This is a genomic window from Halobacteriovoraceae bacterium (genome assembly GCA_020635115.1).
Taxonomy (GTDB): Bacteria; Bdellovibrionota; Bacteriovoracia; order Bacteriovoracales; family Bacteriovoracaceae; genus JACKAK01.
The window spans coordinates 63,018-77,984 of sequence record JACKAK010000010.1 but is presented as its reverse complement, the minus strand read 5'-3'; the positions used below and the strand labels follow the sequence as shown (position 1 = coordinate 77,984).

Below are 14,967 nucleotides of genomic sequence, written 5' to 3'. Positions count from 1 at the left end.
CCTTTTAAGAAAATAATGTTTTTCCGGTGAGAGTTTTACTAATGTGGTCAGTTAAATCTCTGTACATTTGTGAAATCATTTTAACTTCTTTTTGATTTAATTTGTCAGGAGATGACTTCAATTCGTTAACACAAATTTCCTTCCAATTTTGAACACCTCGTTCACTGGCCATTTTTTTAGAAAGATCGACATCCTTTTTCCAATCAGTATCTTTATAAAATTCCCTAAGTCTTTGTTTAGAGAGCTGTGTTCCTTCTTGTAAAATTCTTAATTCATCAGGCCCAATAGAGTCAACGAGCATAAATTGTCGCAATCCACTTTTTTCAGGGTTTTCCAAGAAAGCGAATTCGAATTTACCATCCCAAAGTTCCATATCCCCTTTGGAAAATGTTTCTTTTAAAAACTGACAAAGTTTTTGAGTTTCTTCTATCAAGAAAATAAATTCTTCATTAGTCATGCCTGCAATTTGTTGAGCATTTTGATATGTGATATAGCGATCTTCACTCTCAAGTTTCGTTGAAAATTCAATGATGGCCTGTTCAAATTGCATTCCTTCTTTAACTTCGCCTTGAATGCCAATGGATTTAAGATAGTTTTTATCACTGGCCCTTTTCATGAGAGAGCTTCCTTGAGGGATGCCAAAGCGAAAAACAACTTCTAGGGGGACAAGGCAATTCACTGGTTTATTTTTATAATAGCTATAATCATAATTATTATTTTTTTTAATTTCAGGAACTTCGACTTTTTTAACTTCTAAAAGATTTTTTCCATCAATATGAGCAATCCCCAAGAAATGTGAATGTATATTAATGTTGGAATTATTTTGAATTGTTTCAAAAAATATTTTTGCCATTTCAAGTAAACATTTTCCCTTATCTTCGATGAGATCTGGCATTTCTCCCCAATCAAAAATGGAATATCTATCACTGAAGTGAAAAAAAAGACGTTCTCCGTCTTGATAAATATCTTTAACGGATCCACGTTTTATTAATTCTAACATTACGCCCTCGCAAATGTTTTCAATTTATAAATACTAAGAAGTGCATTTCTAGTGTTATTCGTTCCAATCCAGAATCCTCCTTTGGTGGCCCAAGTGAAAAAATCTGAAAATTTATGTGGATCTTTACAGATTGATTTATCTAGTAAAGGAACATGGAGAACTGTCTTATCACATTGAACATCATCAGATTTTGATACGTAGACAATATTGAAGAATCCTTCTTTGACTTTAGGGTGTGTTTCAACGACCATTTCCAATTGTGTAGCATATTTTTTAGTTCGATTAATTTCATTGGCCGCATACTCATAATTGGCAACAGTTTCGCTTAAAACTAAATTAATATTATTAAATTTTTCACTTTTCATTTTTTCAATTTCATTAAGAAATTTTCTTACATCCTTAGTACTACCTGGGGCAGAGGATATCACAGGTACTCCAAAGGGCATTTGAACGATGGAAGCAAAAGAATCCAGTCCTCCCCAATATGAATCAACGGGAATACCAATAACTGGAACTTTCACTTTAGATGCAATGACTCCGGGTAGATGAGCAGCTAATCCGGCCCCGGCAACAATAAGATCGTATTCACTTTGTTTGAGATATTTTTCTAGTTCATCAGGATTTCGGTGAGCTGAAATGATTTGTAAATCGACTGAATAATCTTTTTCGAGATCATTTTTTAATGGTTCGTACGTTGGTTTGTCGGATTCACTTCCAAAGAGAATAGAAATTTTTTTCATTACCTTATCCTTTGTTCTTCACGTTTTTTTGCGAATTCTACACCTTCTTTGACACTTGTTGGATAATTACCATCAACACATGCCATACATAAATTGGGCAGTCCTATAGCTTCCTTCAACCCTTCTATACTTAAGTAAAAAACCTGATGTGCACCAAGGAACTCTGTTATCTCTTCAATATTTTTTTGATTGGCCACAAGTTGATTTGGGCAAGGAAAATCTATTCCATAATAACAAGGATAGCGTAAAGGAGGACAAGTGATTGCTAAACTTACAGAGTTTGCCCCATATTTTTTAAGTAATGAAATTATTTTTTTCGAAGTGGTTCCTCTTACAACTGAATCATCGACGAGTAAAATATTTTTACCTCTAATTTCACTTATTACAGGTGCTAGCTTTAGCTCAACAGCTTTTTCCCTATTTTCCTGTCCAGAGAGTATAAAGCTGCGTTGAGTATAGCGATTTTTTATGAGTGCTTCTCTGTAAGGTAGTCCAAGATCTTCTGCAAGACTAATGGCGGCGGTACGTGATGTATCAGGCACAGGCACGACAATATCGGCTTTCAGGTTTGCTTTAGTAATTTCTTTGGCCAAAACACTTCCAAGATTTAGTCTTGTTGTATAAATGGATTTTTTAGCAACAACACTTTCAGCGCCAGAGAAATAGACCCATTCAAACATACATGGTTTTAATTGCTTGCCTGAGAGTTGTGAATAATTTGTGTGTAGAACTCCACTTTGATCAATATATAATATTTCTCCAGGAGAAACATCCCTCACCAAATCATATCCTAAAAAATTGAGTGTCACTGCTTCAGAACAAACGCAGTAAGATTCTATTTTTTGATTTTCATCTAAATATTTCATTCCGAGAACTAATGGTCTTATTCCATTTGGATCTCTCATGGCCAGAAGACCACCATGAGAAAAAAGGCCAACAAAAGAGTAGGCCCCGATAATTTTTTGTTGAATTTTGGTGGCCGCATTGAGAATCATTTTGAAGTTGATATCGGTAAGATTTTTTTCTTTAACAAAATGGAGGCCAAAAAAGTGTAAAAATAATTCGATATCGTTTCCTGTTAAGTTTTGAATGCCGTATTCTACTTGTAACTCCTCAACCAGAGAATGATAATTAACAATATTTCCATTATGGGCCATGGCCATTCCCGTTGGGAAACCACTCATCTGAGGCTGCAGGTCTAAGGTGGTATCTGTACCATTAGTTGCATATCTTGTATGGCCTACTGCCATTGTCCCTCTAAGTGAATCTAAAATTGACTTATCAAAAACATCAGTGACAAGTCCTAAATTTCGATGGCCATTAATTCTTTTAGTAAAAGGATTATAAACTGAAATACCTGCAGCATCTTGCCCCCTGTGCTGTAGTGTGAGTAATCCTCTGTAAACTTCATGAGCACAGTGAGCTGAATCAGCAATTTCGCTTAAAATATTTTCGGATTGTGAGGCGGGTGTGATAATTCCAATAACTCCACACATCTACCAAAACCTCTTGTTTGTTAGGGTTTAATCGGTCGCATTTTCGCTAAATCGAATACATTTGTCGAGGAATTTCTAAAAAACTAATTTAAGTCTACATATATTCGAGAAAGCACAATTAGAATACCTTTTCAATTATCCATATAATTTTACGCTCTATATTTTTTTCATAACCTGGTTCCTTTACAAGGTGCACCAAAATCGTTAATATCCTGCTGCTTAAAAGGGGATTATATGAATACTGAAAATGCCGAGCGTTGTACATTTGCCATCATTTCTCATCCTGATGCCGGGAAAACAACGATGACTGAAAAGTTATTGTGGTTTGGGCAAGTCATTCGTTCAACCGGAATGGTTAAGTCTAAACAAGGAAACTATGCTAAATCTGACTGGATGGAATTAGAAAAAGAACGTGGAATTTCAATATCCTCCTCTGTGATGTCATTTCCATACGAGCAAAGGGCCATGCACCTATTAGACACCCCTGGACATAAAGATTTTTCTGAAGATACCTACAGAACACTAACTGCTGTTGAATCAGTTCTTATGATGATTGATTCTGCCAAAGGTGTGGAGGAACAGACAAAGAAATTAATGGAAGTTTGCCGTTTGCGAGATACCCCAATTGTGACTTTTATGAATAAATTCGATCGTGAATCCATGGATCCTTTTGAATTGATTGATAACGTTGAAAAGATTTTATCAATTCAGTGTATTCCCCAAACCTGGCCAATCGGTTCAGGGGTAGATTTCAAGGGAGTTTATGATCTTAAAACAAAACAAATCAGATCATTTAAAGATTCAAAAGACCCTTTTTCACCCCTAATTATTGAGGCCGCTGATCCCATGTCTGAAGAAGTCATTAACTATATTGGTCTAGAGTTAGCGACTAAGTTAGTTGAAGATTTGGAAATGATTAGTGAGCTTATGCCACAACTAAGTATTGAAGAATTTTTAGAAGGAATTCAAACTCCAGTGTTTTTTGGAACTGCACTTTATAACTTCGGAGTTAAGGAAGCACTTGATTTTTTTGCAGCTCATTCGCCTGGGCCAAAGAATAGACAAGTACTTTTGCCTCCATTTGAATCAAATAGTGAAACGAGAATTGTAGACCCAGAAGAAAAAGCTTTTACCGGCTTTATATTTAAGATTCAGGCCAATATGGATAAAAGGCATCGTGATCGAATTGCTTTTATGAGAGTGTGTTCAGGTAAATTTGAACGTAATCAAAAAATATTTCATGTACGAACAGGAAAAGAACTTAAGATTGCAACTCCTTTAATGTTCCAGGCGCAAGATAGAGAATTGGCAGAATTTGCACTTCCAGGAGATATAATTGGACTCCACGACACGGGAAAATATCAAATAGGAGATACATTTTCAGAAGGTGAAAAAATTCAATATACAGGAATACCTAGTTTTGCACCTGAACTATTTAGAAGAGTTCTGTTAAAAGATCCTCTAAAGGGAAAGCAATTAGATAAAGGTTTGTCTCAGTTATCAGAGGAAGGGACAGTCCAGCTCTTTATGAGACATAATGTAAATGAAAGAATTCTTGGGGCAGTGGGTGTTTTGCAGTTTGAAGTAGTGAAATATAGACTTGAAGATGAATATAATGTTCAGGGAGACTATGAATCGGTTCCTTTCGTTGGTGTCAGATGGTTGAAATTTCCTGATGAAAAAGTACGAGATCAATTCATTTCAAAAAATGCTTCAAATATTTGTTATGACCATAAAGGAAGAGACTGTTTCTCGGTGAGATCACCCTGGGATTTGAAAATGGCACAAGAAAAATATCCTAATGTACAGTTTTTTAACAATTCCGATTACAGATCCAGTGCGTCACATGATTGATAATAGACTTAAAAAGAATTATGTAAAAAAATTAAAGATTGCAAAATCTCAAAAAATTGAGGCCTTCAGAGTCTATGAGTGTGATATACCTGAATTCCCCTATATTCTAGATCTTTATAAGAATATTGTCGTTATTTACGATAGAAGAGGCCCAAAAGATTTTACCCAAGAAAAGGAAGAAAATAATCGATTATTCTATGAGTCCGTTGAAAGTTTGTTTCCAAAAGACACTTATGAAATAGTTAAAAAGGCCAGGGAGAAGCAAAAAGGCACTCAACAGTATAATAAAATCGGACAAAATTTAAAATCAATGATTGTTAATGAAGGGGCACTAAGTTTCAAAGTCAATTGCTATGATTATTTGGATACTGGACTGTTTCTAGATCATAGACCATTGAGAAAAGAATTCTCTCAGAATCAAAAAGATAAAAAATTCTTAAATCTCTTCTGTTATACTGGTGCTGTAAGTGTTGCTGCTGCTTTTTCTGGTGCAAAGACTACGAATGTAGACATGTCAAAAACTTACATCAATTGGGCCAAGGATAATTTTAAATTAAATAAATTCGATACAAGTAAACATACGTTTATCTCACAAAATGTTTTAGAATTTCTGCAAGCTCATAAAGAAGTTTATGATACTATATTCCTGGATCCTCCTACTTTTTCAAATTCAAAAAAAATGAATCAGGCCTTCGAAGTCGAAAAAGATCAAAATTTTCTCATTGATTCTTGTATGAATATTCTAGAGGCACAGGGAAAACTCTTCTTCTCCAACAATAAACGCAAATTTAAATTGTCAAATTATATCACACAAAAATACAAAACCCGAGATATCACTGAAAGTACAATTCCTTTTGATTTTCACAATAAAAAAATTCATAATTGTTACATCATTCAAAAATAAGGAGAAACTATGTCCATAAAAGGAGATGGAGGTCTGAAAGTTGTTCTTTCTGCTGTAGGTGGTAATTTTTTTATAACTATTATTAAGTTTATTGGTTTTTTTATGTCGGGATCTTCTTCATTGCTCGCTGAAGCTGTCCATTCGTTTGCTGATACGTTAAATCAAATTTTGCTTTTAATTGGAATTAAACACTCTAAAAGGCCTTCTAACCAAAACTATCCTTTTGGTATGGGGAGAGCAAAATATATGTGGAATCTGATTTCAGCAGTAGGGATCTTTTTCTTGGGATTTGCTTTCACTTCATATCACGCGATTGAATCTCTTTTACATTTAGAAGATGGCCCACATTCCATAAGTTCAGTTGGAATTGGTGTACTAGTGATCTCTTTTATTATTGAGTTTTACGTTCTGATGTTGGCCACTAAAGAAATCAATAGCCTCAAGGGTAAACGGACATTCATAGAATATCTTCTAGGAAGTGATGATCCTACAAGTGTGGCCGTTTTTTTTGAAGACTTTACAGCAGTTCTGGGAGTGTGCCTAGCTCTACTTGGTATGGGGTTATCACATCTTACAGCTTCAGCACTACCCGATATAATTACATCCTTGATTATTGCTTTTCTCATGGGAGGGATGGCCATTATATTGGGAATTTTAAATGGTAAATTACTTATTGGAAGGGCCAAAGAATTACACGAGGAAAATGAAATCAAACTTTATCTAGAAAGTTTACCTGAAATTGAACATGTAAATTCAATTTCGACCACTATCTTAGGGCCCCAGATGGTGAGGTTATCTGTTGAGGTTGAATTACATGGTGAAATGCTTCTGACAAATAATATGATCTCCAAACAAGTTCAAAGACTGAAGGATGGGGATGATCCTGCAAAAATTCTTGTCGAGCAAACGTCTAGGACAATTAGGATTCTTGGTGAAAAAATCAATCAAATAGAAAAATTAGTTAGAAGTGAATATCCTGAAATTGTTTCAATTGAATTTGAAGTAAGTTAGATCAAATCTCATTTTTTAACATAGTATTTAAATCATGTTTTCAAATTCAATAATATAAATGTTATCATCACCTTCTTTACGAAAAACATTCAATATGCTTCAATTTTATTAATAAAAAAATTCCTTTACCCTGGAGCACGTATCTACTCATTAGCAGAAGTACAAAATTATTTTGGTAAAATGGATATAAAACAATTTAATGGAGAGAATGTAACTAAATTTGATCCTATTGATTCTTTTGAGTTATATCCCGAAAGTATTCAGGAATTACAAAATTGCTTAAAAATTGCTATTGAAAAAAAAATATGTCTATTTCCAATTAGTACGGGTAGAAATTGGGGTCTTGGTTCAAAATTGCCTCCAGATAATAAAAGTGTGATTTTAAATTTGAGTAAACTAAATGAAATCTATGATTATGATGAATCTAAAGGAGTCATTGTCGTTGGCCCTGGAGTAACTCAAGATCAAATTTCAAAATTTTTAATCCAAAAAAAATCTGATTTCTTCCTAGATGTTACAGCTTCTTCTAAAGATACATCTCTAATTGGAAATACACTCGAAAGAGGAATTTCTTATAATTGCTTACGGGTAAAAAACGTTTTAGGGATTGAGCTTATAGATGGACAAAATAGAATATTAAAAACTGGTCAATGGAGATTTGAAAATTCGAAGAGTAAATATTGTTATCCCTATGGAATTGGTCCTGATCTATCTGGCTTATTTTTTCAGTCAAATTTTGGAATCATTATTAAAATGGTCTATAAACTCAAAAGGAAATCTAAGTATTCCTGTTCGGTGCAACTTAAGTTTGACACAATTGAAAATGTCGCAAAATCTTTACCGACAATAAATGAATTATTAGAATCAAAAATATTTGACAATATACTTCACATTGCAAATAAGGAACGAGCTTTAATTTCCATTAAACCTGAAATTATTAAAAATTCACAAAATGATACAAATTTGGCCAATAAGGCCATGCAAGACCTTGGGAAACTATTAGATAAAGAATGGATTGGAACAAACAGTTTATTTGCATATGATAAAAATTCATTGAAATATCAAAAAAAAATTATCAAAAATCAATTATCTCAATTTGCAAAAGTTGAGTTTGTAGACATCCCCTTTCAGGAGAAAATCATTCGCATCCTCAAGTTTTTGGGGCTAAAATCTATTGCTTTAGTTGCAAAGTCTGCTGTACCTTTTAGAGATCTCTATAACGGTACACCTACCGACAGTGCACTTGGATGTGTTATCAATCAAAATAGATTTAACACGTTTGTAGAACTCTCTAAATATGTCGATTCTGAGAATGTAGGATTTATTTATACTTTACCAATCACTCATTTATCTGAAAAAAATTGTATAGAAATTGTCCAGACAACTGAAGAAATTTCGGAAAAACATTTTTTTAATCCCTCAATCACTTTGAATATTGTAGATGTAAATTGTTTGGAGGCAGTTATTAGTATTGAGTTTGATATTTCAAAAAGAAACGAGGCCCATAGGTGTATTGATGAAATTGAGAATACTTTAATTTCAAAAGGTCATTATCCCTATAGAACAAATATTAAAAAAATGGGAAATTTTCCGGAAAATGAACAATATGTTGAAGTATTGAAGGACTTAAAGTTGATCTTCGATCCGAATAATATTATCGCCCCTAATAAATACGGGATTTGAAGTAAAGTTTGCTATTTTCTAATTTTTGAAAACTCAATTTGCAATGATTGGTTGACCCAACTAGTACCTTCCACTGAGGAAAAAAGATCTCGACACTCTACTGTTGGGTTTCCATTGGGAAAATCTCTCTTTCCGGTCATAAACTCAATACAAGTTCTGGCATAATAGTCAAGATATTCAGGCATATTTTGTGAAATAAACCTGATGATATTTTTTCTTTGTTCGATATTTTTGATAGCAAAAGATTTGCCCGGTAGCGGATCAATACCTTTTAAATACTCTAACATTTCTTGTCTTTGCTCAAAATTATTTCCCAATTTTTTAATTTGATTCCAAGATTCATCAAAAACTTCCCCTTGTATGGGTGATTGGAGGATATAATATGTTAGAAATCGCTCTTTCAATTTTTGGTCGATCATATTATTTAACTTTAAAAGTATGTAAGAAAATTCAGAATGTTTGATATATCGATCGAAGAGTTCTTGCCCCATATTCTGAGTAATTACTTTCCAACACCTTTGATTAGCTATTGAAAAAAGTTTTTTATCGCGCGAAGTTCTGGAGTCATATTGAGGATCATTAAAAATCTTAAAGGCCTTTTTCATTATTAAATTACGTACATCTGGACGATTACAAAAAAGTGAAGACAAATCATCATTGGCCATTAAGTGGATAAATTCATATGTTTTTTCTTCGCTCATATATTCTTGCGCAATAGGAACTAATTTTTGAGCAATAAGTGCATTTGTACTTGATTCTTTCCAGAAACTATCAAATTTTTGAATGCATTTGATATCCTTAGGATTTATAAAAAAACAGTTCTTCAAATATGCGATGACGTAATCTCTTCTTAAATCTTTAAAAACGAGCTCTTTTTTTAGCTCTGGCCAGGTTGATAAATCTTCAACGAGGTTTTGAATTTTAGTTGAAAAATCCCTCTTGTTAATGATTTCTTCCAGGTACTTTGTTGAAACATTTCTAACCATTTGTCGCCACTGAGCAGTGCGATTTCGAGGTAAAATATCCTTCGCATGTTCTAAAAACTCACGATACGGCCCATCCTTGGCCAGAATCTCTAAGTCTTTCATATTGTATTTACCAAAATTAAGGCGCTCGTAAATAGTTTCTGCGCGAATTTGCATTAAATTGAAAAAGAAAAAGATTATCCAAAAGATTGAAACTCGAAACATTTTTTTACCCACCAGTTTTATTTTAAAAGAAAGTAAAATCAGGGTCATTTCGCATAGCGCCTTCAAACGGTGATTTTGCCTTATTATATTTTTTAACTGATAATACGGGACGGATATTCATTTACGGTTCAAGGGAGGGACCCATCATATGCAAAACCACATTGACTTGATTGATAATTTCTATCAAATTGAATCTTTCTCTCAAAGAGATTCTAATGGACTTGAATGGACATTGCATATTTATCAACATTTAAGTTTTTTAATTCAGAATTCTAAAAACATTGAAAATCTCTCTAATGAACTTAACCTGTTTTGTAAAAATATTAAATACCCGATTATTGAGAGAATCAATATCAGTGGATATCCTTTTACTTTAGCAATTGATCCTAAAATAAATCAAATAAGGTTTTACTCTCAGGGTTTAAGAGATGAATTATTTATTTCGGAATCTGAAAATCTTGAAATGGCATCTCAAAAATCAACTCATCTAAAGTTTCTCTATGATATTTCACTGAATCACAGTACTGACATTGAGAACACTACAAATTTGTATAATTTAGCACATATCGAAAATATTAACATTAATAGTCAAAGTGGTGAATTTAAGAACGAACTCGAAGACAAAACTGAAGTTTTGAAAAAATATATGAAGGAATATAAGTCGGACATTCTAGAGAAGATTTCTGATTTTACTCTTACACTGACAGCAAAATATGATGTTATAAGAATTCACCTCCTCAAATTTTTGGCGATCCTCTCCACTCTTGATCATGATAAAAAGGGAAAAATTGTTAAAAATGTTTTCTTAGAAGCTTTAGGTAGATTAATTCGTGATTCAACAACCATGAAATCTAAAAGGCCTAAGAATATAAATTGCTTACCAAATTTATATATAAATTGTTTTCGGATTCTCTTATTTTTAGGAGAAGTCATTCCATCTCTATTGCTTGCAAAAATTTTGCGTAGTTCTACAAAATATATGGCCAAAAGATTCATTGCTGGAGTTGATATTGATGATGCTGCCAAATCATTCGAGAAAGTATTTAAGTCTAATCGTGACGTCACTTTAGATCAATTAGGAGAACTTGTTGTTGGCCGAAAAGAAGCAGATGAATATATGGATAATATCATCAAGCTCATAGAGGGACTTGGACAGTATCATCAGAAGGGTTCTAAGAACAGTGTTGGAATTTTAAAGTCACATGTTTCGATAAAAGTATCAGCTTTATGTCATGATTTCAAACCTCTGGCCTTTGAGTATACTTACCAGGAAGTTGCTCCTAGATTATTTAAGATATTAAAATCTGCAATGGATCATGAAGTTTTTATAAATATTGACGCTGAACATTTTCAGTACAGAGATTTAGTATTATCCATTTACGAAAAAGTTCTTTTAGAAAACAAAGAATTTGGCAAGTACAACCAAACCGGTATTGTTCTACAGGCCTATTTAAGGGATAGTGGTAAGCATTTTCAAGACATACTTTCTTTAGCAAAAAAGAGAAACCTTAGAATGCCCATTCGATTAGTAAAAGGTGCCTATTGGGACGCTGAAACAATCGAGGCATTAGCGCATGATTTTAGGTCTCCTCAATATTTAAATAAAGAAGAAACGGATATAAATTACCGTCAATTAATTCATGAAATACTTAAAAATGGAGATGATTTACAATTAACTCTTGCCTCACATAATTTTCATGATCATCTTTATTGTGAGACGGTTAGAAAATTTCAATATCCAGATGCACCAGGTATTGAACATCAGTGTTTGCATATGACATATGAGGCCCTTTCATTCTCATGTGCGAAAATGGGATGGGCCACAAGAAATTATGTCCCTATAGGGCCTTTGCTGGTTGGTATGTCTTATCTTGTGAGAAGAATTATGGAGAACTCTTCTCAAGTTGGAATCTTAGCAAATATTCGTTCACATAATCTAACAGAACAATTGTATGATCCGGTTGAAAATTACTTAGAAAAGAAAAAGAGCAATCATCTTTTTTTTGATAATGTGAGAGTTATGTATTCACCAGATTTTGTAAATACGACTCCTTTTAGAGAATATATCAAAAAAGATAGGGAAATAAGTGAAAATACTTTCAAAAACTTGATAGAAAATATTTCTCAAATGGATAAAAAAGAACGATTCCCGCTTAGTGGGAACAAAATAAAAATAAATTGTCCAAGTGATGTTGGAATAAATTTTGGAGAACATTCTCAAGCAAATGAAGAAGATGCATTGAAAGCAATTGATTTGGTTCACAATTGTCATCAACAAAGAGAGTGGCAAGATATTTCTTGGAGTCAAAAAAAGATTATCTTTACAAGAGCTGCTCAGATCATGTTAGCAAGAAGAGATGAATTATCAAGTGTCATTTGCGCTGAAGCTGGAAAATCTGTTTTAGAGGCATACGCTGATGTGGATGAGGCCATTGATTTTATCCAATTTTATATTAGAACCGAAGAAAAATTGATTCAGAAAAATGAACACATCCAACCTAGGGGCCCTACTGTTGTCATATCTCCTTGGAACTTTCCATTGGCCATTCCCTGTGGAATGACTGTTGCTCCACTAATTGCAGGAAACCCTGTGATTTTAAAACCTGCCAATTCAACTGCTTTAATCACAAAAGTAATGTGTGATATTTTTTACTCTAGTGGAGTACCCATAAATGCACTCATACATCTACCAGGGCCTGGTGCCCAAGTGGGCAATCTTCTCCTCCAAAATCAAAAAATTGCCAGTTATGTTTTTACTGGTTCAAAAGAAGTTGGATTGCATATCCAAAAAACTGTCTCTTCGAGAATGTTTAGTGATCCAGTGACTAAAAAAATATACCCGGTGAAGCTAATTGCTGAAATGGGTGGGAAAAATGCCATTATTGTGACGGCCACAGCTGAATTAGATGAAACAGTTTTGTGTATATTGAAATCAACCTATGCCCATTCTGGTCAGAAATGTTCAGCTGCATCTAGAATAATCGTACATGAATCTATTAAAGACACTCTAATTAAGAGGCTTAAACTTGCTGTGAAAGATTTGAGAGTCGGAAAATCCTGGGACCCATCGACATTTATTAATCCAGTTATTACTCAAAATGAAAAACTAAGGTTGATTAAAATCATAGAGGATGAAATTGCAAATCCTCGGATGAAAACAATTATTGCCAACAAAGAAAGTGTAGAGAATATTAATACTGTCAATCCGGCCCTTTTTGAAATTGGCACACAAGATTCATATGACTCGTCTCAATGGTCACAAAAAGAAATTTTTGGGCCAATTGCCCATATAATCCCCTTTAAGACTTTAGGAGAAGCAATTCATATTTTTAATTCCACAGAATATGCACTAACAGGCGGATGCTTTTCACAATCACAAGATGAAATCGATTATCTGCTGAAGAATATGAATGCAGGAAATATCTATGTCAACAGAACAATTACAGGAGCAAGAGTTGCGATTGAACCTTTTGGAGGACACAAAATGAGTGGGACAGGTCCAAAAGCTGGACATAGAGATTATTTGAGAAATTTTCATCATTTTATTCAAAAAGAGACTGTTCCTTCTGAAATTTGTGATTTTCAAAAAGCTAGTGATTATGAATTTGATCTTGTGACTTCTCAAAAATATACAAATATTAACTTGATCTACAATTTAGGAAAAAAAATCATTCACTCCTCAAATTCTCAGCTCAAATACCTAGACTCAAAAGATCTTATCGAAGAGGAATCTTTTATAAGTTGGATTCTAAGTGATTTAGAAAAAATTCTCTCAAATGGATTACCAAATAGGCCAATACCTGGACAAATTTCACTATTAGATCTGAGTATGGGTGAACATAAAGGTTTATTTATTATGGGAAGTGAAAAAGTTGATCCTGATATTTTTAGATATTTCCTAATGGCCTTATGTGTTGGGGGTGTGAGTATAATTGCTGTAAATGATAAATCCTATCAATGTTGGGATAGACTAAGAAACGAATGTTTCTATGGTGGATTAACACATGTCGATGTTTTTCGCTCAAGTGAATTGGCCATGGCCAATACGATAAAAAAACAGGATTTTAGAACTATCGTAACAGACTTAGATGCAGCAAAACAAAGTAAATTTTGGGAATATTATTTTGAGACAAATCACTCAGAAATGCTCAGAATTCTATCTCCGTTAGATCTTCCCAATAGATTTGATTATGAATATTATATTCGGCCATTTCTTTATGAGCGTAGTTTTGCTATTAATACCATGAGGCATGGTGCCCCACTCGAACTGGAGTTAAATTAATGGGGATAAACTCTCTAAGTTTTTTCGGATGTGGAAATATGGCCCAGGCCATTGCAAAGGGAATCTATCATAATAGAAAAGATCTGAATATTTACACTTACACTCCAAGTTATCTAAGGGCCGAATCGTTGGCCAACGAAGTTAGTGGAAAGGCCTATAAAAGTATTTCCCAGATACCAGGAAGTGATTTGTATGTATTGGGTTGTAAACCACAGCAAATTGTCACACTTGCTGAGGAAGCAAAAAATTATATTCCAAAAGAATCAATTATACTTTCACTTCTGGCTGCTACAAGTACTGATTATTTATCAGAATTATTTGAGAGCTCAAATATTGTGAGGACGATGCCCAATACTCCCATACTCGTTGGAGCTGGCTTTACGGCCTTTTATTTTTCAAAGAATATCGCCAAGAGCAAGAGAGATAATATTTTGGAGATCTTCTCTCATGCTAGTGTCGTTCATGAATTTTCTGAGGAAAATCAACTTGATTTAATCACCCCTTTCTCAGGATCAGGGCCAGCTTTTATTTTTGAGTTGGCCAATCTTTTGAGCGAAAAGGCCAGAAGTTTAGGAATTGAAAAAGAAATAGCTTACAAGGCCATTGTTGAAACAATTTACGGCAGTGCACTTATGATGAAAACATCAACAGATAATCCAGAAACGTTAAGAAATAATGTAACATCGAAAAAAGGTGTGACATATGAGGCCCTGAAGATTTTTAATCAATACTGGCCAGAATCTATAGATAAAGGAATTGACGCTGCAATACTAAGAGGTAAAGAAATTGCCCAAAAAAAGGACTAGT

General features: G+C 33.7%; 10 protein-coding genes. 6 read left to right on the top strand and 4 right to left on the bottom strand.

Features of this window, described 5'->3' with window-relative positions; translation table 11 throughout:
• Positions 1-4 precede the first annotated feature (4 nt).
• From H6622_15560 to purF, 3 genes are read right to left on the bottom strand one after another with little or no spacing between them, the layout of a single operon-like run.
• Positions 5-1,000 (bottom strand): phosphoribosylaminoimidazole succinocarboxamide synthase, encoded by a 996-nt coding sequence (locus H6622_15560; protein ID MCB9062939.1) that lies wholly within the window; start codon positions 998-1,000, stop codon positions 5-7.
• On the bottom strand, positions 1,000-1,740 hold the full coding sequence (locus H6622_15555; GenBank protein ID MCB9062938.1) for an AIR carboxylase family protein: 741 nt from the start codon (positions 1,738-1,740) through the stop codon (positions 1,000-1,002). Before H6622_15555 ends, H6622_15560 begins: the two co-directional genes overlap by 1 nt.
• A complete protein-coding gene (gene purF / locus H6622_15550; protein ID MCB9062937.1) occupies positions 1,740-3,236 on the bottom strand; it encodes an amidophosphoribosyltransferase in 1,497 nt (498 codons plus the stop codon). The genes H6622_15555 and purF overlap by 1 nt, the downstream gene beginning before the upstream one ends.
• Positions 3,237-3,470: 234 nt before the next feature.
• On the opposite strand from purF, the gene H6622_15545 reads away from it, so the two are divergent.
• From H6622_15545 to H6622_15530, 4 genes are all read left to right on the top strand, one after another.
• Positions 3,471-5,090, top strand: a complete 1,620-nt coding sequence (locus H6622_15545; protein MCB9062936.1) for a peptide chain release factor 3 — start codon at positions 3,471-3,473, stop codon at positions 5,088-5,090.
• Positions 5,083-5,994 (top strand): class I SAM-dependent methyltransferase, encoded by a 912-nt coding sequence (locus H6622_15540; GenBank protein ID MCB9062935.1) that lies wholly within the window; start codon positions 5,083-5,085, stop codon positions 5,992-5,994. The genes H6622_15545 and H6622_15540 overlap by 8 nt, the downstream gene beginning before the upstream one ends.
• Positions 5,995-6,003: 9 nt before the next feature.
• Positions 6,004-7,005, top strand: a complete 1,002-nt coding sequence (locus tag H6622_15535; GenBank protein MCB9062934.1) for a cation diffusion facilitator family transporter — start codon at positions 6,004-6,006, stop codon at positions 7,003-7,005.
• 180 nt (positions 7,006-7,185) lie between these two features.
• Positions 7,186-8,688: an FAD-binding oxidoreductase gene (locus H6622_15530; protein ID MCB9062933.1), complete on the top strand. Its 1,503-nt coding sequence runs from the start codon at positions 7,186-7,188 to the stop codon at positions 8,686-8,688.
• A gap of 11 nt (positions 8,689-8,699) precedes the next feature.
• Here the strand turns inward: H6622_15530 and H6622_15525 are convergent, their stop codons facing one another.
• Entirely contained in the window at positions 8,700-9,776 is a 1,077-nt protein-coding gene (locus H6622_15525; GenBank protein MCB9062932.1) for a hypothetical protein, read from the bottom strand.
• 250 nt (positions 9,777-10,026) lie between these two features.
• Here H6622_15525 and H6622_15520 point away from each other — a divergent pair, with 250 nt between their 5' ends.
• Both H6622_15520 and H6622_15515 read left to right on the top strand, forming a co-directional pair.
• On the top strand, positions 10,027-14,160 hold the full coding sequence (locus H6622_15520; protein ID MCB9062931.1) for a bifunctional proline dehydrogenase/L-glutamate gamma-semialdehyde dehydrogenase: 4,134 nt from the start codon (positions 10,027-10,029) through the stop codon (positions 14,158-14,160).
• A complete protein-coding gene (locus tag H6622_15515) occupies positions 14,160-14,966 on the top strand; it encodes a pyrroline-5-carboxylate reductase (GenBank protein MCB9062930.1) in 807 nt (268 codons plus the stop codon). The genes H6622_15520 and H6622_15515 overlap by 1 nt, the downstream gene beginning before the upstream one ends.
• Position 14,967 lies beyond the last annotated feature (1 nt).